15 protein-coding genes are annotated in these 22500 nt (G+C 38.2%); 12 read left to right on the forward strand and 3 right to left on the reverse strand.

Features of this window, described 5'->3' with window-relative positions; translation table 11 throughout:
* Positions 1–178 precede the first annotated feature (178 nt).
* Positions 179–880: a CoA transferase subunit A gene (locus tag ACM40_RS14545; protein WP_048503469.1), complete on the forward strand. Its 702-nt coding sequence runs from the start codon at positions 179–181 to the stop codon at positions 878–880.
* A 52-nt stretch (positions 881–932) separates the two neighbouring features.
* On the opposite strand, the gene ACM40_RS14550 is transcribed toward ACM40_RS14545, so the two are convergent.
* Positions 933–2735 (reverse strand): ABC transporter ATP-binding protein, encoded by a 1803-nt coding sequence (locus tag ACM40_RS14550; protein ID WP_048503470.1) that lies wholly within the window; start codon positions 2733–2735, stop codon positions 933–935.
* Between the two features lie 121 nt (positions 2736–2856).
* On the opposite strand from ACM40_RS14550, the gene ACM40_RS14555 reads away from it, so the two are divergent.
* Positions 2857–3510 carry a CoA transferase subunit B gene (locus ACM40_RS14555; protein ID WP_040995912.1) on the forward strand — a complete coding sequence of 218 codons (654 nt, stop codon included), beginning with the start codon at positions 2857–2859 and terminating at the stop codon, positions 3508–3510.
* A 774-nt stretch (positions 3511–4284) separates the two neighbouring features.
* Here the strand turns inward: ACM40_RS14555 and ACM40_RS14560 are convergent.
* Positions 4285–5106, reverse strand: coding sequence for a DUF4197 domain-containing protein (locus tag ACM40_RS14560; protein ID WP_048503471.1), 822 nt, complete (start codon positions 5104–5106; stop codon positions 4285–4287).
* Between the two features lie 102 nt (positions 5107–5208).
* Between ACM40_RS14560 and ACM40_RS14565 the strand changes: the two genes are divergently transcribed.
* The 9 genes from ACM40_RS14565 to ACM40_RS14605 all read left to right on the forward strand — a co-directional run bounded on the left by ACM40_RS14565 (position 5209) and on the right by ACM40_RS14605 (position 19998).
* Positions 5209–7476: a family 20 glycosylhydrolase gene (locus ACM40_RS14565; protein ID WP_048503472.1), complete on the forward strand. Its 2268-nt coding sequence runs from the start codon at positions 5209–5211 to the stop codon at positions 7474–7476.
* A gap of 121 nt (positions 7477–7597) precedes the next feature.
* Positions 7598–8590 (forward strand): isoaspartyl peptidase/L-asparaginase family protein, encoded by a 993-nt coding sequence (locus ACM40_RS14570; protein ID WP_048503473.1) that lies wholly within the window; start codon positions 7598–7600, stop codon positions 8588–8590.
* 83 nt (positions 8591–8673) lie between these two features.
* A complete protein-coding gene (locus ACM40_RS14575; protein ID WP_048503474.1) occupies positions 8674–9240 on the forward strand; it encodes a hypothetical protein in 567 nt (188 codons plus the stop codon).
* 22 nt (positions 9241–9262) lie between these two features.
* Positions 9263–9925 carry a copper homeostasis protein CutC gene (locus ACM40_RS14580; RefSeq protein WP_048503475.1) on the forward strand — a complete coding sequence of 221 codons (663 nt, stop codon included), beginning with the start codon at positions 9263–9265 and terminating at the stop codon, positions 9923–9925.
* A gap of 149 nt (positions 9926–10074) precedes the next feature.
* Positions 10075–12552, forward strand: coding sequence for a beta-mannosidase (locus ACM40_RS14585; RefSeq protein WP_048503476.1), 2478 nt, complete (start codon positions 10075–10077; stop codon positions 12550–12552).
* Between the two features lie 147 nt (positions 12553–12699).
* Complete coding sequence (locus tag ACM40_RS14590; protein WP_048503477.1) at positions 12700–13608, forward strand: AEC family transporter; 909 nt, start codon at positions 12700–12702, stop codon at positions 13606–13608.
* Between the two features lie 300 nt (positions 13609–13908).
* Positions 13909–16356, forward strand: coding sequence for a primosomal protein N' (priA, locus tag ACM40_RS14595; RefSeq protein WP_048503478.1), 2448 nt, complete (start codon positions 13909–13911; stop codon positions 16354–16356).
* 160 nt (positions 16357–16516) lie between these two features.
* Positions 16517–17986, forward strand: a complete 1470-nt coding sequence (dacB, locus tag ACM40_RS14600; protein WP_048503479.1) for a D-alanyl-D-alanine carboxypeptidase/D-alanyl-D-alanine-endopeptidase — start codon at positions 16517–16519, stop codon at positions 17984–17986.
* Between the two features lie 86 nt (positions 17987–18072).
* The gene (locus ACM40_RS14605) at positions 18073–19998 is read left to right on the forward strand and encodes a M1 family aminopeptidase (RefSeq protein ID WP_048503480.1); all 1926 of its coding nucleotides are present in this window, start codon (positions 18073–18075) and stop codon (positions 19996–19998) included.
* Between the two features lie 152 nt (positions 19999–20150).
* Here ACM40_RS14605 and ACM40_RS14610 read toward each other — a convergent pair whose 3' ends face one another.
* Entirely contained in the window at positions 20151–21029 is an 879-nt protein-coding gene (locus ACM40_RS14610; RefSeq protein ID WP_048503481.1) for a cupin-like domain-containing protein, read from the reverse strand.
* A gap of 161 nt (positions 21030–21190) precedes the next feature.
* Between ACM40_RS14610 and kbl the strand changes: the two genes are divergently transcribed.
* A complete protein-coding gene (kbl, locus tag ACM40_RS14615) occupies positions 21191–22387 on the forward strand; it encodes a glycine C-acetyltransferase (protein WP_048503482.1) in 1197 nt (398 codons plus the stop codon).
* The last annotated feature ends 113 nt before the right edge of the window (positions 22388–22500 follow it).

Below are 22500 nucleotides of genomic sequence, written 5' to 3' on the forward strand. Positions count from 1 at the left end.
ATATAAATCAATTTAGCAATACGGATATGAAAAAAATGAGCAGGTTTTAAGAACTTGATTTAGTAACTCGGATGAATATTTTAAAAACAAAAAAGCAGAATATTTAACCGAAAAATCCTTATTATCGTAAATTTGAGAAAAATGATTAAATTTAGCCGACAGAAAAATCTAATATTTCATGATAGATAAAAGAGTAAAAAGTGCAAAGGAAGCTATAGAAGGCATTCAGGACGGAATGACTTTAATGCTGGGCGGATTCGGTCTTTGCGGTATCCCTGAAAATTCCATTAATGCTTTGGTAGAAAGCGATGTAAAAGACTTAACGTGTATTTCCAATAATGCCGGAGTTGATGATTTTGGATTAGGATTACTGCTCCATAAAAGACAAATTAAGAAGATGATCTCTTCCTATGTAGGCGAAAATGCAGAATTTGAAAGACAGATGCTTTCGGGAGAATTAGATGTTGAGCTTACTCCACAAGGAACTTTAGCAGAAAAATGCAGAGCGGCGCAGGCTGGAATACCTGCCTTTTATACTCCGGCAGGATACGGAACAGAAATCGCCGAAGGTAAAGAAGTAAAAGATTTCGACGGAAAACCTCACATTCTGGAACATGCTTACAAAGCAGACTTTTCGATTGTGAAAGCATGGAAAGGAGACCATGCCGGAAACCTTATTTTTAAAGGGTCTGCAAGGAATTTTAATCATCCTATGGCAGGTGCTGCAAAAATTACCATTGCCGAGGTAGAAGAACTGGTAGAACCGGGAGAATTAGATCCCAACCAGGTTCATATTCCGGGAATCATGATCCAGAGAATATTTCAGGGTGAAAAATTTGAAAAAAGAATAGAGCAGAGAACCGTTAGGAGTAAAGAATAATTCCTGATCATAATAATAAAAAAGCGCTGAAATTATTTTCAGCGCTTTATTTTTATGCTTGCGGGTTGAGCATTTTTCTTTCCCCGATCTGTTGTCGCCACATGGCATAATATAATCCTTTTTCAGCAATTAAACTATCATGAGAGCCCATTTCTATTACCTGTCCGCGTTCAAGAACATAAATTCTGTCGGCATGCATGATCGTACTTAAACGGTGCGCAATCAGAACTGTAATTTGTTCTCTTTCTTTCGAAATGCTTTTTATAGTAGAAGTGATTTCTTCTTCTGTAATACTGTCCAATGCAGAAGTTGCTTCATCAAAAATCAGTAAATGTGGCCTTCTTAAAAGTGCTCTTGCAATGGCAATTCTTTGTTTCTCCCCGCCGCTCAGTTTCAGACCACCTTCACCAATCACTGTTTCGATGCCTTTTTCCGCTCTTTCCAATAAGGCTGTACAGCTTGATTTCTCTAAAGCAATTGCCAGTTCAGATTCCGTAGCATTCGGATTTACAAAAAGAAGATTCTCTTTGATGGTTCCTGCAAAAAGTTGTGTATCCTGCGTTACAAAACCGATCTGGTTTCTCAGTTCATCAAAATCAAATTCTTTTCCATTGATGGTATTGTAAAAAATGCTTCCTTCCTGAGGCCTGTAAAGCCCCACCAATAATTTTACCAGAGTACTTTTCCCGGAACCGCTTGGCCCGACAAAAGCGATAGTCTCTCCGTTTTTAACATCAAAAGAGATATTATTTAAAGCTTTATACTGAGCAGACTGATGCTTAAAAGAAACATGCTTGAATTCCAGCTCTTCAATAGCTCCGATCTGTTTTGGATGAGACGGTTTTTCTTCCACATCTTTTTTCATTAAACGGTCAAAATTCTGCAGAGAAGCTTCAGCTTCACGGTAAGAGATAATGATATTCCCGATTTCCTGCATAGGCCCGAAAATAAAGAACCCGTAAAACATCAGAGACAGGTATTGTCCCGGAGTTACAATGTTTTTAAAAATTAAATACAAAAGAGTCAGGGTAATCAACTGTTGAAGGAAATTCACCATCGTTCCCTGGATAAAACTTAAAGAACGAATGCTTTTGACCTTTCTGAGCTCAAGACCGAGAATCTTGTACGTATTATTGTTCAGACGGATCACTTCCTGATTGGTTAATCCCAAACTCTTTACAATTTCAATATTTCTCAAGCTTTCCGTAGTACTTCCCGCTAAAGCAGTGGTTTCCGAAACAATATTTTTCTGAATGACCTTGATCCTTTTACTCAGTAAATTAGTAACAAATGCAATCAGGAAAATTCCGCAGATATACACCGGCATGATTGACCAATGTAGGCGGATAGCATATACAGAAACGAAAATAATACTCACCAGAATTCCAAAGAAAATATTGATGAAGTTATTGATGAATTTTACAGAATCCTCTCTTACTTTCGTTAAAATAGACAGGGTTTCTCCACTCCTTTGATCTTCAAATTCCTGATAAGGCAACGCCATTGAATGCTTTAAACCGTCTGTAAAGATTTTAGCACCGAATTTTTGAGTAATCACACTTACCGCATAATCCTGGAAAGCTTTGGCAATTCTGCTCACCATTGCTGTTCCGATCAGTAATCCTAAAAAATAAAAAGCGCCGTGATAGACTTCGCTTCCATATAAATATTCGTTCAGGTTCCTTGGTAAAAGCTTTTCCTTGTCAAAAAAATTAGGATGCGTTACCAGCTGATCCAGTATATTACCGGTAATGGCCGGGGCAAACAAAGAAAAAACCTGATTAATGGCTGCCAGTAATAAAGAAATGACAATTAACCATTTGTAGGGCTTAAGGTATCTTAAAAGTATTTTCATTTTAATAAATAATGCTGCAAAATTAGAGATATTATTTTGACTTATGGTATTAATAATTTTGAATAATAAAGACCTTTTGTATTCAAGTGAAAAGAATTAAATTGCAGTCTAAGTTTTTACTATGCTTACAAAAGAACAAATTGCCAAAAGAATTTCAAAAGAACTCAAAGACCGTTATTATGTAAACCTGGGAATCGGAATCCCTACTTTGGTTGCCAACTATGTTCCGGAAGGTATTTCCGTAGAATTCCAGAGTGAAAACGGAGTTCTCGGAATGGGGCCTTTCCCTTTCGAAGGAGAAGAAGATGCAGATATCATCAATGCCGGAAAACAGACCATTACCATTCTTCCCGGAGGCTCGTTTTTCGATTCTGCATTCAGTTTCGGGATGATCCGGGGCCAGAAAGTGGATCTCACTATCCTTGGAGCAATGGAAGTTTCAGAGAACGGAGATATTGCGAACTGGAAAATTCCAGGGAAAATGGTGAAAGGAATGGGAGGTGCCATGGATCTTGTAGCTTCCGCAGAAAATATTATCGTTGCTATGATGCACGTAAATAAAGCTGGGGAAAGCAAAATCCTTAAAAAATGTACCCTTCCGCTTACAGGAGTTAACTGTGTAAAAAGAGTAGTGACAGAATTAGCCGTACTTGACGTTACACCAGCCGGTTTTAAACTGGTGGAAAGAGCGCCGGGGGTTTCAGTAGAACATATTATACAATCAACAGAGGCAGATCTGATCATTGAAGGAGAAATTCCTGAAATGCAATTCTAATAAAAATAAAAAACCTTGTCGCAGACAAGGTTTTTTTATGCAAGAAAACTTAAATACTAATTTTTCTCCCGCAGATTTTGCAGATAACGCAGATTTTTTTATCGCTTGAAATTTAGATAATCTCAAATATTTTCAAAAGTGTTTATAAAACACTATTTAACCGACATAGGAAAATGGAGCGTTAAAAAAATAAATGCTGTGAACGTTAAGAAAATTCTACTGTTTGAGTGCGGCACAAACATCGAGCCGAAGTAACAATATTGAATCCGCACGAGTTTTAGAATTTTTAGAGAACAGCATTTATTTTTAGCGGAAGTTTTCCTGTCTTGAATTTTTGTTTCTTTTGTTTCAAGACAAAAGAAAAGCTACTAAATTTTCCCTCGCAAAGTGAGCAGATAACACAGATTTTTTTATTGCTTGAAATTTAGATAATTGAAATGTTGTTAAAAGGCCAAAGTACTCTTAAAGCCGACATAGGAAAATGGAGCGTTAAAAAAATAAATGCTGTGAAGGTTAAGAAAATTCTACTGTCTGAGTGCGGCACAAACATCGAGCCGAAGCAACAATATTAAATCCGCACGAGTTTTAGAATTTTTAGAGAACAGCATTTATTTTTAGCGGAAGTTTCCCGGTCTTGAATTTTTGTTTCTTTTGTTTCAAGACAAAAGAAAAGCTACTAAATTTTCCATCCCAGATTAATAATACAATACAAAAGAAAAACTGCTTCAAAAATGAAACAGTTTATATATTTTAAAGCTTTTCAAAAAAATGAAATTATTTCCCATCCTGCGCCCCAAAAACCTTCTGCAAAATAGAAGTTGTTCTCATGGCCGGAGTATTTCTGATGCCACTTTCTTTGTCAGCCACCATTTTGAAAACACCATTAATAGTTTCAGTGGTAACATACTCGTTAAGATCCGTTGTTACAGATTGTCCTGTAAAAGTATTGTATTTTGAAATCAGATTTTTCCATACCGTATCTGCACCTACCTTACCCAATGAAGCCTTTACTTTTGGCTGGAAAGCTGTAAACAACTGACTTTGCGTTTTGGTCTGTAAATAGTTGGTTGCTGCGTTATCACTGCCTAACAAAATATTTTTGGCATCTGTGATCGTCATGGAGGTGATGGCTTTTGTGAAAATAGGGGCAGCTTCTGTTACCGCATCCTCAGCAGCTCTGTTTAATAATTTTACCCCTTCATCGGCAAGGCTACCCATTCCTAGGGAACGTAGTGTGGTGTCAATCTTTCTTAACTTTTCGGGCATTAAAATCTTTACGGCTTCATTCTTTAAAAATCCATCTGTTAAAGCCAGTTTCTTGACACCATCTGTTACTCCCATACTTAAAGCTTCTTTTAATCCTGATGAAATCTGTGTTGAAGTAAGGCTTCCAAGATTGATAGGAGAAGTGTTCGCTGAAGTAGTGGAGGTAGAGGTTGTAGTAGGGATAGTTGTTGTAGTGTTTTTTGTTTTTGTCGGAGTATTGAGATCGACACCGGTTTTGTCTTTAACGGCAGATTTGATAATATCTAAAAGTTGTGCCTGTGAAGAAATTGAAAATAATAATCCGGCTGCTAATAAAATGTTTTTTCTCATTGTATTTTTTTTGCAAATTTAGATGATTTATTATTTAATAAGTTAAATGCCCAAAGAGTTTTGGAAAATAATTATCTTAGCTAAAACCTTAATCATACTTAAATGCAACGTTTCCTTTTTATGTGTTCCGTTATTTTTTCCACCGTTTTTCATGCTCAGAAGAAGCCGGATTTAATTCCTTATCCCCAAAGTGTAACCATGCAGGAAGGAAAGTTCATTATTCCTGAAACACTGATACTGAATGATCAACTACCAAAAGATGAAACAGAGTATTTCAAAAAACGTTTGGGTTCCGGGATTAAATTTCGGAACAGCAGTAAAACAGAAGGAATTCATTTGATGTACATGCCGTTTCCGCAGCCAAAAATTCCAATTCATCCCGAAGAAGATAAAGAAAAATATACGATTGACATTTCTCCCAAAAAGATTTTCATTACTTCCAATACCAGGCAGGGGTATTTTCTTGCTCTTCAAACCCTGGCCCAGCTTTTTGAAGAACATAAGGAAGATAGAGAAATTCCTGCTTTAAGAATTGAAGATCAGCCTAAATTTGCATGGCGCGGAATGCACCTGGATGTCTGCCGTCATTTTTTTAATGTGGATGAGGTTAAACAGTATATTGATTATTTAGCTATGTATAAGCTGAATACCTTTCACTGGCACCTTACAGACGATCAGGGCTGGAGAATTGAAATTAAAAAATATCCGAAACTCACCCAGATCGGTTCAAAACGTAAGGAATCGATGATCGGGGCTTACGTTGACAATACTTTTGACGGAAAACCTTACGGACCTTATTTCTATACCCAGGAACAGATTAAGGACGTCATTAAATATGCGCAGCAAAGACACATCACTATTGTTCCGGAAATTGAAATGCCCGGTCATGCTTTAGCTGCTTTGTCAGCTTATCCTGAGCTGGCCTGTACAAAAGGGCCGTTTGAACCTGCTACAAAATGGGGCGTTTTCGATGATGTTTTCTGTCCGAAAGAAGAAACGTTCACTTTCCTTGAAAATGTTCTTGATGAGGTTATTGCATTGTTTCCATCACAATATATCCACATCGGTGGTGACGAATGCCCGAAAACGAGATGGAAAGAATGTGCCCATTGCCAGGAACTGATTAAAAAGAATAATCTGAAGGATGAGCATGGCTTGCAAAGCTATTTTATTCAGAGAATTGAAAAATATGTCAACAGCAAAGGAAGGAAGATCATCGGCTGGGACGAAATCCTTGAAGGTGGTCTAGCTCCCAATGCTGCTGTGATGAGCTGGACAGGCGTAAATGGAGGAATCGAAGCTGCGAAATCCTCTCACTTTGCGGTAATGACCCCGGGAGCTTATTGCTATTTCGATCACTATCAGGGTGATCCGCAATCAGAGCCGAATGCTTTTGGAGGTTTTACCCCTTTAGATAAAGTTTATTCTTACAATCCTATTCCTACAGAACTGAATGCGGATCAGGCAAAATATATCATGGGGGTACAGGCCAATTTGTGGACGGAATATATTACAGATTTTAAACAGGTGCAATACATGATATTCCCTAGGCTGATGGCACTTTCCGAAGTAGGATGGGGAACAGCAGATCCCAAAAACTATAAAGAATTTGAAGGAAGGGTGATCAGCCAGTTCAAAGTTCTGGATCAAATGAAAGTCAATTATGCAAAAAGCATTTACAACATTTCAGGTAAAGTAATTCCTGCCAATAACGGTGTTTCTTATGAACTGACTGTATCACAAGATCCAAAAGGAATCCGGTATACAACGGACGGGACAGAACCTTCTATAAATTCACAGGTTTATCATGGGCCCATTGCCATTTCAAAATCCGTAACCGTTAAATCTGCCTATTTTGAAGATGGGAAACTGAAAAGTGCTGTTTCTTCACAGGAATTCACCATTTCAAAAACAACAGGAAAAAAGATTACATTGGAACAGCAGCCAAGTGAAAATTATTCTTTTGGCGGAGCTTTTACCTTAGTGGACGGAATTATTGGAAACACAAGACAGTTAGGAAAAACATGGTTAGGATTCCAGGGAAAAGATGTGGTTGCAACCATTGATCTAGGAAAGAAAACAACATTTTCAGAAGTTTATTTTAATACCCTGGAAAATAAAGGAAGCTGGATTCATTTGGCTAAATCTGCACAGGTATTTGTTTCTGATGATGGTAAAAATTTCAAAATGATCAAAGAAATTGGGAAAGACGAAATCCAGAATTCAAAAGGAAAAATAAAACTGAATGTAGGAAACCAGAATTCAGCCTATGTCAAACTTAAAATAGAAAATGCAGGCATCATTCCTGCCGGAAATCCCGGAGCAGATTCAAAAGCGTGGTTGTTCGTTGATGAAATCGGCATCAATTAGAAATCAGTATAAGAAGTAAACCACCTTTCATAAAAAGTAAAAGACCACAGTTACACTCTGTGGTCTTTTTCCTTTTCTCCTAGCGGGAAAATTGCTAATTTGGAGCCAAATATATCTGAATATGCAAAGTAGACGAAATTTCATCAAAAAAACCGCTGCAGCTTCTCTGGCACTTGCTGTAAACCCAATGGATCTTATGGCGAAAGACCTGCCGGAAAACTATAAAATAACAGGTAAACCTATCGTTATTTCCACCTGGAATTTCGGTCTGAAAGCCAATGAAGAAGCCTGGACCATTTTAGGAAAAGGCGGAAAAGCTCTGGATGCAGTGGAAAAAGGAGTTCGTCTTGTAGAATTAGATCCCACTGAACGGAGCGTAGGCTATGGCGGACGTCCGGACAGAGACGGAAGAGTAACTCTGGATGCCTGTATTATGGACGAAAACTATAATATAGGTTCAGTTGCCTGCCTGGAAAATATTAAAAATCCTATCTCTGTAGCAAGAGCGGTTATGGAAAAAACACCTCACGTCATGCTGGTAGGAGACGGAGCATTGCAGTTTGCTCTTTCACAGGGATTTAAAAAAGAAAACCTTCTTACTCCCGATTCAGAAAAAGAATGGAAAGAATGGCTCAAAACCAGCGAGTATAAGCCGGTTGCCAATATTGAAAACCATGATACCATCGGAATGATCGCCCTTGATGCACAGGGGAACCTTTCCGGGGCATGTACCACCAGCGGGATGGCCTTTAAAATGCATGGCAGGGTAGGAGATTCACCGATCATCGGCGCAGGATTATTTGTAGACAATGAAGTCGGAGCAGCTACGGCTACCGGTCATGGCGAAGAAGTGATCCGTACAGTGGGAACCCATCTGGTGGTCGAACTGATGAGACAGGGCAGAAATCCTCAACAGGCCTGCAAAGAAGCGGTAGAAAGAATTGTGAAAATTGCTCAAAGAAGAAATAAAAACCTGAAAGATATCCAGGTTGGATTCATTGCCTTAAATAAAAAAGGAGAATATGGTTCTTACTGTATTCAGGACGGATTTAATTTTGCCGTGTACGATCAAAAAGGCAATCGTCTGGAAAAACCGGAATTTGCCTTAAAATAATTGTGCTTGTTAAATTCAATAGGAGCGGGCTTTAGCCCGCTTACAAAAAATAAAAAAATATCTGGCTTTAGCCAAAATTTAATATGAAAAGAATGATCATTGCATCTTTATTTCTGGTAACAGCATGCAAAGAAGAAAAGAAAGAAACTCAAATACAGGTACAGCATGAATCTTTCCCCAAAGAAATTAAGACATCAGAAAATAAGCCGAATGAAGCCGAAGAAGCCGAGAAATGGCTGAAAGAAAGTATTGAAAATTACTTTAAAGCAGATCTCAATATGGATCGGGAAATGCAGAAAATCACAACCAAAGACTATTACGATTATAAAACCGATGCGATGAATGTCGATATGGATGTTGACGGAAGTCTTACTTTAAAGGAATTTCAAGACAAATGGAAAAATAAATTTGATGTCAGGAAAGCAGGGGTAAACAGTGGGTTTTTAATAACCGGTCAGGATTGGGAAGAAATTAAGGTCTCAAAGTGTGAACAAGTGCTAAAATCTGTTCCTCTTTTAAAATCGGAGCCGGTTGTATTCATATTTGATGTAATTCTTTCCGACAAAAAGCTGAAAGCAGAATACCCGGTTGAAATAGAAGTGGTAAAAGAAAACAATTCTTTTCTGATTGCGAATGTATCTCAGGAATAATTCCAAAATATAAATAAGTAAAATGTCAAAAATAGAAATAGCGTGCTTTAACCCGGAATCAGCAATGATCGCCTTTGAAAAAGGAGCCGACAGAATAGAATTATGTGACGGATTAAGCGAAGGCGGAACAACCCCTGATTTTGAAACAGTAAAAGAACTCAGAGAAAAAATAAGCATCCCGATTTTTGTAATGATCAGGCCAAGAGGCGGAGATTTTACCTATTCGGAAGCTGAATTTGAACAAATGCAAAAAGACTTGCTGCAGCTGAAATCGCTGAAAGCAGACGGTTTTGTGTTTGGGATTCTTGATGAGAATAATCAGGTAAATGTAGAACATAACAAGATTTTGGTTGAGATGGCTTATCCTCTTCCCTGTACCTTTCACCGTGCTTTTGACAGGGCAGAAGGGCTTGAAGACTCCCTGGAAAAAGTCATTGACTGTAGTTTTAAAACAATCCTCACTTCAGGCCAGAAACCGAATGTTTCAGAAGGTAAGGAAAATCTTAAAAAACTGGTTGAGCTTTCCGGTGGAAGAATTGAAATCCTTGTCGGAGGTGGACTTCGTTCAACCAATATTAAAGAGATAAGAGAATTCACAAATGCCGGGTACTTTCACTCTTCAGCCATTACAGACGGTGGAACTTTTGCCAATCCGGATGAGGTTGCTGCTTTGAAGAATAGCTAAATTTCAGATCTGATATAAATGCTGTTTGTCATTCTGAACGGAACGGAGTGAAGTGAAAGAATCTCAATTATAATATAAGACTCCTTCATTCCTCGGAACGACAAATGCAGTTTAAAATCCAAATTATAATATATTTAATCGATCTTTTAATGAGTAAATCTATCCTTTTTGCTTTCCTTTTTATTCAGGGGTTTATGAATGCACAGCTTACGGAGCGAAGCCTGTCTTCGGAAAAATGGCAGTTCAGAAATACGCAGGAAAAGAAATGGCTTCCTGCAAAAATTCCAGGCACTGTACATCTTGATCTGATGGACAACAAGATGATTCCTGATCCTTTCAAAGATGAAAATGAAAAAAAAGTACAGTGGGTAGAAAACGAAGACTGGGAATATCAAACCAATTTTAAGATATCATCAAAAGAGCTGCAAAATGACCATGTAGACCTTATTTTTAACGGTCTTGACACTTTTTCAGAAATTTATCTGAATGGAAAGCTTCTGAAGAAAACCGACAATATGTTTAGGAAATGGGAAATTCCCGTGAAAGACTTTCTGAAAGAAGGAGATAACGATCTGAAGGTTAAATTTATATCAGCAGTAAAAGAAGGAAAAGAACGGGCGAAAAAAGTTCCGTTTACGATGCCGGAATCGCCGAGAAGCTTTGTAAGAAAAGCCCAGTATCAGTTTGGGTGGGACTGGGGTCCGAGGCTGGTGACCGCCGGAATATGGAAAGATATACAGTTGAAATGCTGGAATTTTGCTGAAATCCAAAACATTAAATATGACCAGCACTTTTCAGGGAATATTTTTAATTTAAAATTTGAAGTAGAAATTAATGCAGAGAATTCCGGAGACTATGTATTGAATATTAACAAGCAAACCAAAACAGTTCCCCTGAAAAAAGGGCTCAATAAAATAAGTATTCCATACAAAACAGATGGAATGAAAATGTGGCAGCCCAATGGCTGGGGAGAGGCTAATCTTTATGATTTTAAGATTGAACTTTTTAAAGATAAAAGATCTTTGGACAGTGAAAATATAAAAGTAGGTCTCAGAACTGTAGAGCTTGTTCAGGAAAAAGATGCGGCAGGAAAATCTTTCTATTTTAAAGTTAATGGAAAGCCACTCTATGCAAAAGGAACAAACTGGATTCCGGGTGACAGCTTTTCACCGAGAATGACCAAAGAAAAGTACCGGAAGCTCATCAAAGATGCCAAAGAAGCCAACATGAATATGATCCGTGTCTGGGGTGGCGGGATCTATGAAGATGATGAATTCTATAAAGCCTGTGACGAAAACGGTATTTTAGTCTGGCAGGATTTCATGTTTGCCGGAAGCTTTTATCCGGCTGATGAAGATTTTTTAAACAATGTAAAAGAAGAAGTAAAAGATCAGATCAACAGGCTTCAAAACCATCCGTCGATTGCTTTATGGTGCGGAAATAACGAAATTGATGAAGCTATTGTGAACTGGGGTTATCAGAAGCAATTTAAATATTCAAAAGAAGATTCCCTTCAGGTTTGGAAGGATTATAAAAAACTCTTCCACGAACTTATTCCGAATACTTTAAGGGAAAATCTTACTCCCGGTAAAAATATCTATTGGCCCAGCTCACCATCCATCGGTTGGGGGCACAAAGAAAGCCTCACGGAAGGAGATTCCCATTATTGGGGAGTCTGGTGGGGTGAACAGCCGTTTGAAATGTATAATGAAAAAGTAGGCCGTTTCATGTCAGAATACGGTTTCCAGGGAATGCCGGGTCTGGAAGCTGTAAAATCTATGTTTTCCGGAATACCTGACCTCAATCTTCAGAATCCCGTGATCAAAGCCCATGAAAAGAATACAAGAGGATGGGAGATCATCAGTAAATACATGAAAAGAGATTACAAAGTTCCAACGGACTTTATACAATACAATTATATTTCCCAGCTGCTTCAGGCCCGTGGGATGAAAATCGCTGTTGAAGCCCACCGCCGTTCAAAACCCTATAATATGGGAACACTTTATTGGCAGTTAAATGACTGCTGGCCCGTAGTTTCCTGGTCATCCATTGATTACCTGGGGAACTGGAAAGCTTTGCAATACCAGATGAAAAGAAGTTTTGAGCAGCAGGTAATTTTAACTGAAGAAAAAGAAGGTGTTTTAAATTTTTATGCTGTTAATGACGGATTGGAACGATTCAATAATGTTAATTTAGAAGTAAAAGCAGTACGTTTTGATGGCAAAGTTCTAAAAGAATTCAAAACTGTTTCAAAAGAGAAAATGCTGGAAAGTATTATCCAATTTGATCCTGTTCAAATATCAGCCCTGATTTCTGATGCTGATAAAAATAAAACCTTCCTGCAGCTTACCTTAAAAGATAAGGATGGAAAAATCGTGGCCACCAATCTTCATTTCTTTGCTAAACCCAAAGATCTGCAGCTGACGAAACCTGCTATTAAAATTAAAAAAATCTCAGCAGATGAGATTGAAATTTCCACTGATATTCTGGCAAAAGACGTTTATCTTATGGGAGACACCCATTTCAGTGATAATTTCTTTGACCTGCTTCCCAACACCTCAAAAAAGATCAGGCTTTCAAAACCGTTGGAAAATGTCAAAGTGATGAGCCTTTGGGATACATTTTAAAATTAAAAGGAAAGAAGATCTGCTCAATGTGTAAAATCTACGACAGATAAAAAATATATTATATGAATACTTTTTTTAAGTAAAAATTATTTTTTAAACCTGTAACTAAAAAATCAACCGTAACTTTACATTCAATTTTTAAATAGTATGGTAAATTTTGTTCTGATTGCGGTTTGCATTATTGCAGGAATGGTATTCAAAGCAACAAAATCTATCCATCCCGATGCTCATAAAGGCATCAATACCTGGATTCTTTACCTTGCCTTGCCCGCAGTTTCTTTCAAATATCTGCCCAAAGTGAAGTGGACCACAGAAATGCTGTTCCCGATTGCCGCTACCTTTCTGATTTCCGTTTTTTGCTTTTTCTTTATGATGTTGTACAGCAAAAGTAAAGGCTATTCCAGACGCTCCAGAAGTACATTGGAGCTTACAAGCGGTTACAGCAATACTTCCTTTATTGGCTTTCCTCTGATCAGTGCATTTTATGGTGAAAGCCTTTTAAGTATAGCCATTATTTGCGATCAAACCATGTTTTTTGCCCTTTCCACATTGGGAATTATAGCGGCTGTGAAGGGAGGAAGCAGATCAGGAAAAGTAAGTGCCAAATTTATTTTTAAAAGACTGATTACTTTCCCTCCGTTAATAGGATGTATTGCAGCATTGGTACTATCGCAGTTTATTGATCTTACGGCTGCGGAACCTTTTTTTGATAAACTTGCGGCAACAGTAAGCCCGCTTGCTTTATTTTCCGTGGGTTTACAATTGAAATTCAACGGCTGGAAAAAGCTTCTACCTCAAATGTCAGCTTCTATGCTGTATAAACTCATCTTAGCCCCGGCTATCGTTCTTGGACTGGCTTTACTGTTCAATATCAAAGGAGATGTGGCAAAAATCACTGTATTTGAAGCCGCAATGCCAACCGTTGTTACCTCAAGTATTATTGCAGAGCAGTTCAGGCTGAATACAAAGCTTACCAATCTCACCATCGGTTTCAGTATTATTGTCGGGTTTCTTACCTCTGCAGTTTGGTATCATATCACGGAATTCCTTTTCTAAATTGTCATACCGATTTTGTAAACAAAACGAAACAGCTGAATGTTTTTAAATATTCTCACAAAGATTTTGCAGATTGCGCAGATGTTTATGAATATTTTGATTTATAAATCATGGATAAAAGTATAGTTATCACACATACATCTGCGCAATCTGCGGGAACAAAAATACACTCACACATAAAAAATAAAAGGAACTATTATTTTAACAGAAAAACAGCATAAAACTGCTTTACCTTCTGATCTCAATAAAAAATTGCAGTTCTCTGAAGAAACATTTAATTTTACACTTTAAAAATTTCCCTTGCAGTACGCCCAAATAGTTTTACCGCTTAATTTAAAAGGATCTTTCACCTACAAAGTTCCTGAAGAGCTAATGCCCATAATTCAAACGGGTATGCGGGTTCTCGTGCCGTTTGGAGGAAAGAAAATTTATACCGGAATTGTCTTTGAACTTCATGATAACGCACCGGAAAGCTTTGTGGCGAAAGAGGTCATCAGTATTTTGGATGAAAAGCCTATACTTCCCAATGAGCAGATCAGCTTCTGGAACTGGCTTTCAGAATATTATCTGTGCGGGCTGGGAGAGATCTACCGTTTTGCGTTTCCTTCATCTTTAAAACTCGAAAGTGAGACCTATTTAAAATTAAAACCCAATATAAAGGTTGATTTCGAAAATCTGGACGTTAATGAAATGTACCTTATCCAGGCGCTGGAAGTACGTCAGCTGATCAATCTTACCGATATTGAAGCTTTTATTCCTAAAAAAGAGATTATCAAAACGATCAATTCTTTGATTGATCTGCAGTACATTGAAATTGACGAAAAAATAGCTGAAAAATACAAAGCTAAAGAAGTAGCCTTTGTCCGAATCAGCGATGAGGTTTTAAGTAACCAAAATCTGACGGATATCCTTTTAAAACTAAACAAAGCTCCGAAGCAAAAAGATCTTTTCCTGGCAATTTTAGAAAAACAGACCGAACATCCGGATGTGCCGGTTAAAAAATCTGAATTATTTGAGGACGGATATTTTGGAAGCTCACATTTTAAGGCGCTCGCAGATAAAAATCTTGTTGAGGAATATCATATGCAGAAAGACAGGATCGAAAGTTATGAAGGCGAAATTGAAGAGCTGGAAGAGCTTTCCGAACTGCAGAAAGAAGCTAAAACAGAAATTGACGAAGCCTTTGAAGAAGGAAAAAATGTACTGCTACATGGCGTCACTTCCTCAGGTAAAACCCACATTTATTTAGAGAAAATTGAAGAATGTATCCAGGAAGGCAAAAACGTTCTGTTCCTGCTTCCTGAAATTTCCCTGACCAAGCAAATCACTCAACGGTTGGAGAAAAAATATGGCAGACAGCTTGGTTTTTATCATCAGAAACTCACCGATTTTGAGCGAGTAGAAGTTTGGCGGAGAATCAGGCAGAACGATATTAAAATTCTTATAGGAACCCGGAATGCCCTGTTCCTGCCTTTCCAGGATCTTGGGCTCGTGATTGTAGATGAAGAACATGATTCTGCGTACAGGCCCAGAGAAGCTTCTCCCTATTTCAATGCAAAGGATGCAGCAATGGTTTTAGGGAACTTTTATGGTGCCGGAGTGATTCTGGGATCGGCAACCCCTTCTGTAGAGAGCTATTATAACGCCAGAAAAGATAAAATAAAATATATTTTCCTGAATGAAAGATTCGGGAATGTGAATTTACCTGAATATGAGCTCATCAACTTTAAAGAAGCTCAGGAATCCAAAAAAGTGTCCGGGAACTTTTCTTTACACTTAATTGATGAGATCAAAAAAACACTGGACGATAAAAATCAGGCTATAGTACTTCACAACCGCCGTGGTTATGCCAATGTTATAGAATGTGAAACCTGCGGTTATGTCAATTACTGCTCGAACTGTGATGTGGTAATGACCTACCACAAGGCGGCTAACGAAATGAAATGTCATTACTGCGGACAGAGAGCCTCAAAGCCGAGAACCTGCCCGAAATGCCATTCCGAAAACCTCAACGAAAGAGGGGTGGGAGTAGAACAGATTCATGAAGAAGTATCCAAAATGTTTCCTGACCATGAAGTGGACAGGATGGATGTAGATTCCATGCGTAAAAAGTTTGCCTACGAAAAGCTGTATGAAAAAATAGAGGAAGGCGAAACAGATATTATTGTAGGAACGCAGATGATATCAAAAGGTCTGGATTTCGATCATATCGAGCTTGTAGCCATCCCAAAAGCAGATTCGCTGCTGTATGTACAGGATTTCAGGGCAGAAGAAAGAGCTTACCAGTTGATCACGCAGGTTTCAGGAAGAGCCGGAAGAGTTTCCGGGAAAGGAAAAATTTTAATCCAGACTTATAATCCGGAACATTCTGTCTTTCAGTTGATCAAGATGAATAATCCTGCAAAAATTTATAAATATATCCTTACTGAACGTCAGAAATTTCATTATCCGCCCTTCACCAAGCTGATAATGATCGAACTGAAACACAGAAAAGAAGATAAGGTGAACAGGGCTTCCCAGTTTCTGGGCTCCATTTTAAGAAAATACCTTCCGGAAGAATGTGTTTTGGGCCCCGAAAGAGCACAGATTGCAAGGCTTAATAATTTATACCAGTTCCAGATTATGCTTAAACTTCCCCGCGGGAAAAAGTATGATGAATTTAAGAAAATGGTTTTGTTAAGTTTGAATGAATTCGATGAAATTACTGCTTATCAAAGTATTAAAAAAGATATATTTGTGGATTTTTAACAATTTTTAACAAACTTTAGGCTCTTTTATAAGACCTCTGTAATCCTTTATAAAACAATAATTTCTACTTTTGGACGTTGATTAAGTGTTTGACTCTTTAACTTTATGATTTAACTTATCATTTTTTACACTGTCAAACTATAGAAACAAAAAAAGATAGATGGTAAATTACAGAAAATATATTTCAGGTGTAGCGGTATTGGCTTCTGGGTTTTTCCTTGCTCAATCTACCGTTTCTACAGTTCTTTACTCACAGGCTTACGAAAATCAAAAAAATACTTTGAACCTCCCTTCTCCCGTTACCTCAGTGGCGGAAAGAACGGTTTTGTCGGCCAAAGAGCTCGTAGATATAAATGTAAACACAATGATGGCGGATCCTGTGCTGAAAAATGCAGACTGGGGATTCGTAGTGTACGACCCGAAAACGAAGAAGGTGATCTCTTCGTACAACGAAAATACTCCTTTAGTTCCGGCTTCTACGACCAAATTGCTTACCACGGAAACAGCTTTAAACCTTTTAGGTGAAAACTACCGATGGATGACTCAGCTGGAATATTCAGGAACTATTGATGAAAACGGAACTTTAAACGGAAATCTTTATCTGATAGGCAGCGGCGATCCTTCTTTAGGAACCAATAAAGCCGGTGCGTGGTCATACAGAGACATTATTTCAGACTTCATGGGCGGACTTTCCCGCGAAGGGATCCGAAAGGTAAACGGTGATATTATCATTCAGACAGCGCTTTTCAAAGGCAATATTACAAGGCTTCCGGAAAATGTTGTATGGCTTGAAAACAATAATTATTATCTGCCTGTAGGAACTACCCGTGAGATCAATCCAGCCAACGAAAAACTGATCATGAAAAAATCAGGACTGGCTTCTGAAAAAAAATATTTCTATATGTCGCCTTATGCCAACCAGATGGTATATGCGGACAAGTATGAAGGAGACGGTTTTTTAACAACGAAACTTCCCGATGCTCCGGCTTATCTTGCCAATACTTTAAGAACAACACTGGTAAAAAGCGGAATCGGAGTAACAGGAAAAGTAACTCCGAGAATGACGGATGTCAGTCCGGAAAGCAGAAAGCTGGTTTCAGCATATAAGTCTCCTACATTAGGCGATATTATATTCTATACCAACCAGCATAGTGATAATTCCCTGGCGGAAGCTTTACTGAAAACAGTTGGATTCCAGAAACTGGGTGATCAGACTTCGGAATCCGGAAGAATCGTAGTTACCAGCCATCTTAAAGATGAAAACTTCGACATGATGGGCTTAAATTATATAGACGGAAGCGGACTTTCCAGAAGTAATAATGTAACACCTATTGCTCAGGCAAAGTTTTTAACCTCTTTAATGGATGAGAAATATTACAAAGCCTATTTCACTTCACTACCGGTAGGCGGACAGTCGGGAACTTTGAAAAGAATGTTCATCGGAACCGGGAACGGACAGGTTTTTGCTAAAACAGGAACTTTAAATAAAGTAAAAACATTGGCAGGCTACCTGAAGACCAATTCAGGAAAAACCCTGGTGTTTTCTTTAATGGTAAACAACTACTCAGGATCTGTAGATATGGTCAAGAAAAGAATGGAAAAAATTCTTGAGCCGGCTCTGGATCTGTAAAAGATATTATTTTAATATTCTAAAAACCTTTTAATCAATGATTAGAAGGTTTTTTTTATCTTTGGTTACAATCTAATATTCTGAGTATGAGAAAATTTTACCTTCTGATCCTGGGTTTTTTGCTTTCCCAGCCATCCTATGGGCAGATCCAGGACCAAAATATTGAAATGAAAGGGCTCATTGCAAAAGAAATGAATTCTTTTACCCAAAAAATGACTGCCTACAACGTTAATCCCAATACTTTAAACTACGATCTCCAGTATCAAAGGATGAATGTTACTTTAGATCCTGCGGTATACAACATTGCAGGGTCCGTTACCTCTCATTTCAAACCCAATCTGAATATGAGCAGCATTTATTTCGATCTTACGGATAATATGGTGGTTTCCCAGGTGCAGTATCACGGAAGCAATCTTACTTTCCAGCAGCTGCCTACAAAAGAAGTAAAAATAGATTTCCCGGCTTCTATTCCTGCCAATACACTGGATTCACTGACGATTCATTATTCAGGCGCCCCGACTACCGGAAATGCTTTTTCAACTACTTTGCAAAGCGGAACACCTATTTTATGTACCCTGAGCGAACCTTATGGAGCACAGGACTGGTTTCCGACAAAACAAAGCATGAATGACAAAATTGAAAGGTTTGATTTTAAAATTACAACTCCTTCACAATATAATGTAGCAGCCAATGGAAAACTAATGTCCGAAACAACGCTTCCCGGAAACCAGAAACTTACTTTCTGGAGAACAGCTTATCCTACAGCAGCCTATCTGATTGCACTTTCCATTACCAATTTCGTTAAGCTTAATGATACGATGGGAAACCCGCCGTTTCCATTTGTTAATTACGTGTACCCGTCCACCAATGCTGATCCTGTAAGTATGGCTAATATTGAATGGACCAAACAGGTGATGAGTACTTTCGAAACTTATTTCGGACCTTATCCTTTCCGTAATGAAAAGTATGGACATATGCAGTTTAAGTTCGGAGGAGGAATGGAGCATCAGACCATGTCGTCTATGGGAAGTTGGAGCAAAGGACTTATTGCCCATGAGCTGGCCCATCAGTGGTTCGGAGATAAAGTAACCTGCGGTGCCTGGAATGATATCTGGCTGAATGAAGGTTTCGCCACTTTCGGGGCTGTTCTGGCCAACGAAAAACTATTGATGACCAGTATTGAATTCAAAAATTTCCTGCTGGGAGAAATCAATAATATTACCTCTGCTCCCAATGGCTCTACCTATGTCCCGGATGCAGACCTTTCCAATGTGAGCAGGATATTCAATAACAGGCTGACGTATGCAAAAGGAGCTTATATTTTAAGAATGATCAAATGGATTCTGGGGGATGATGTCTTTTATCAGGCGCTTAAAGATTACCATGCAAGACCGAATTTAGCTTATAGTTATGCAAAAACTCCGGATTTTAATGCTTCGCTGCTCCAGTCGACAGGAAAAGATTTTACAGCGTTTTTTAATGACTGGCTGTATGGCGAAGGCTATCCCAGCTATACTATAAAATGGAAGCAAACGGGAAATCAGATCCTGTTTAAAGCGTCTCAGATACAGAGCAATCCTACCGTAAGCTTTTTTGAAATCCCGTTACCGATCAAAGTGAACGGAACCGGCGGGCAGACTGCTTATTTTGCACTGAATAATACCACTAACAATCAAGGGTTTCTGGAAACGGTTGCTTTCCCTGTGGCCAGTGTGGAATTCAATTATGAATACCAGATTCTGGAGAAAAATTCTACCGTAATCCAGGATAATACATTAAGCATTTCATCTGTGGAGAAGGAAGATTTTGCTTTATATCCAAATCCGGCAAAGAATGAACTGTTTATAAAAGGGATTCATAAGCCTGTGGACTATTCAATCTATAGTATTGACGGAAAATTAATCAGAAAGTCTGTTTACCAGCCAGGAAAAGCGGTCGGAATTTCAGAATTGGTTCCGGGATCTTACATCTTCTCGATTGATGAGAAAAATATAAAGTTTTTAAAACAGTAAAATAATTCTTAGATATACTAAAACCTTCAGAGATGAAGGTTTTTCATTTAAAAAAGAGGATAAAAAGTGTAGAGCGGACGCTCTGCGGATAATAAGGCATATATAAATTCCATTGTTAAATTATTTAAGGGTTAAACTATAAATGAGAGCCTTCAGATGAGAAAGGTTCTTTGTTTCCTGGATGCTTTTGCAGCTCTTTTTCTGGCAGTTTTTACTTTATACCGGAACCATTTTTCTTTGAAAAGCTTGCGCATTATATTGTCAAAATTTCTAGTTACAATCATATTTTTAAATCCTCTCCATTTTTCCAGGATACTTGACGGAAGTGCTCTTATAGAAACAGAATATCCTTCGGTTTCATACTGGATATAATGCCACCATCCGGATGGAATATAAAGCGTTTCGCCAGGTTGCAATACAGCTTCGTAACCGTCTAAATAGAGCAGGGCAGGGTATTCTCTGTAATTCGGATCTTTAATATTGGGTAAGCTGTGAAAATTATAAGGCAGTTTATACATAAGATCCGACTGTTCCCAGGGAAAAAGCCAGATTCTCTTGATCCCGTGAAACTGGGTAATAAAAACATGGGACATATCAATATCAATATGATTTCTGGTAACGGAACCTTCCCCCCCGAAAAACATAAAAGGAAGCCATTTTAATATTTTTCCGTCCGTAACGTCGTTGTAATGGAGATCATCTTTAAGTTCCGGCCTGATCGTAAGCAGGTTGAATAAGAAAAGCCTGTGTTCCGTGGGAGTTGTACTTATCAGATCAAGGTATTCCGCAAATGTGGTCTGGCCGATCGGGCTGCTTGCCACTTTATCCAGAGACTCAAGCTCACTTCCGTAAATATTGACTTTGTGATCTCCGGCTATTTCCTTGAAATACTCGTAATTCCATTTTTTGAATGCAGGACTTTCAGGATCGATGAAATCCTCCATAATAACCGGTAAACGTGGCTTCATATGGTTGTTTTTAAAGCTTTCAGAATCTATTTTCTTTACTTTTTGTATGGGAATCAATCTCATATTCCTGAATTTTAAAGAACAAATATAACTATTATCCCACTAAATTAGTAGACTAATAGTGTTAAAAATGAAATTGACCCTTGTTTTTAGAATTAAACTTATAAAAGCTGATTCTTTAAAGGCTTTTTATTAAATTAGCACATCTAAAAAATTACTAAAAAATGATCTCTGAAAAATATCTTCAACATTTACAGAACGAACTGCAAAACATTGACAATGATGGTCTTTACAAAAGAGAAAGAATCATCACTTCCCAGCAGAGTGCGGAAATTGAAGCCAATGGAAAGAAGCTTTTAAACTTTTGTGCCAATAATTACCTGGGTCTGTCCAATAATCCGGAAGTCATGAAAGCTTCCCAGGACATGATAGAATCTCACGGTTACGGAATGTCTTCTGTACGTTTTATCTGCGGAACACAGGATATTCATAAGCAATTGGAGAAGAAGATTGCAGATTTCCTGGGTCTTGAAGATACTATTCTTTATGCTGCCTGCTTTGATGCGAACGGAGGGGTTTTTGAACCATTGTTTACGGAAGAGGATGCTATTATTTCAGATGAATTGAACCATGCTTCCATCATTGATGGTGTACGTCTATGTAAAGCAGCAAGATACCGTTATAAAAATAATAATATGGCAGATCTGGAAGCCCAGTTAATTGCTGCTTCCGAAAAAGATCATCGTTTCAAAATTATTGTTACGGACGGTGTTTTCTCCATGGACGGTATTGTAGCCGATCTTAAAGGAGTATGTGACCTTGCAGATAAATATAACGCCCTGGTAATGGTTGATGATTCGCACGCAACAGGATTTATTGGAAAAACAGGCCGTGGGACTCACGAAGCCAATGAGGTGATGGGAAGAGTGGATATTATCACTTCTACCTTAGGAAAAGCTTTGGGGGGAGCTCTTGGAGGATTTACTTCCGGTAAAAAAGAGATTATTGATATGCTGAGACAGCGTTCACGTCCTTATTTATTTTCAAATTCACTGGCGCCGGGAATCGTTGGAGCAGCCCTGAAAGTTCTGGATATGATCTCGGAAGATACTTCACTTCGTGACAAAGTAATGGAAAACGCAGCCTATTTCAGAACCCAGATGGTTGCCAAAGGATTTGATATTCCTGATGGTGATGCTGCTATTGTTCCGGTCATGCTATATGATGCCCCTCTTGCCCAGAAAATGGCTGAAAAGCTTATGGATGAAGGAATTTACGTGATCGGATTCTTCTATCCTGTGGTACCGAAAGGGAAAGCAAGGATCAGAGTACAGCTTTCTGCTGCCCATACAAAAGAGCATCTGGATAAGGCCATTGCCGGTTTTGAGAAAGTAGGAAAAGAATTGGGAGTTATTTCTTAATTAAAAATTAACGATATCAATGCTTCGGCTTTGCTCGGCATGACCTATTGATGATTGCGTTTGTTTTTGATAAAATTAAAGCAGTTGTGTAAATAATATCATGACGAACAGAG

This window comes from Chryseobacterium sp. BLS98, assembly GCF_001045445.1.
Classification (GTDB): domain Bacteria; phylum Bacteroidota; class Bacteroidia; order Flavobacteriales; family Weeksellaceae; genus Chryseobacterium.

Coding starts and splice junctions, on each gene's coding strand:
- ACM40_RS14545 (WP_048503469.1), top strand. CDS start 179: ATGATAGATAAAAGAGTAAAAAGTGCAAAGGAAGCTATAGAAGGCATT.
- ACM40_RS14550 (WP_048503470.1), bottom strand. CDS start 2,735: ATGAAAATACTTTTAAGATACCTTAAGCCCTACAAATGGTTAATTGTC.
- ACM40_RS14555 (WP_040995912.1), top strand. CDS start 2,857: ATGCTTACAAAAGAACAAATTGCCAAAAGAATTTCAAAAGAACTCAAA.
- ACM40_RS14560 (WP_048503471.1), bottom strand. CDS start 5,106: ATGAGAAAAAACATTTTATTAGCAGCCGGATTATTATTTTCAATTTCT.
- ACM40_RS14565 (WP_048503472.1), top strand. CDS start 5,209: ATGCAACGTTTCCTTTTTATGTGTTCCGTTATTTTTTCCACCGTTTTT.
- ACM40_RS14570 (WP_048503473.1), top strand. CDS start 7,598: ATGCAAAGTAGACGAAATTTCATCAAAAAAACCGCTGCAGCTTCTCTG.
- ACM40_RS14575 (WP_048503474.1), top strand. CDS start 8,674: ATGAAAAGAATGATCATTGCATCTTTATTTCTGGTAACAGCATGCAAA.
- ACM40_RS14580 (WP_048503475.1), top strand. CDS start 9,263: ATGTCAAAAATAGAAATAGCGTGCTTTAACCCGGAATCAGCAATGATC.
- ACM40_RS14585 (WP_048503476.1), top strand. CDS start 10,075: ATGAGTAAATCTATCCTTTTTGCTTTCCTTTTTATTCAGGGGTTTATG.
- ACM40_RS14590 (WP_048503477.1), top strand. CDS start 12,700: ATGGTAAATTTTGTTCTGATTGCGGTTTGCATTATTGCAGGAATGGTA.
- dacB (WP_048503479.1), top strand. CDS start 16,517: ATGGTAAATTACAGAAAATATATTTCAGGTGTAGCGGTATTGGCTTCT.
- ACM40_RS14605 (WP_048503480.1), top strand. CDS start 18,073: ATGAGAAAATTTTACCTTCTGATCCTGGGTTTTTTGCTTTCCCAGCCA.
- ACM40_RS14610 (WP_048503481.1), bottom strand. CDS start 21,029: ATGAGATTGATTCCCATACAAAAAGTAAAGAAAATAGATTCTGAAAGC.
- kbl (WP_048503482.1), top strand. CDS start 21,191: ATGATCTCTGAAAAATATCTTCAACATTTACAGAACGAACTGCAAAAC.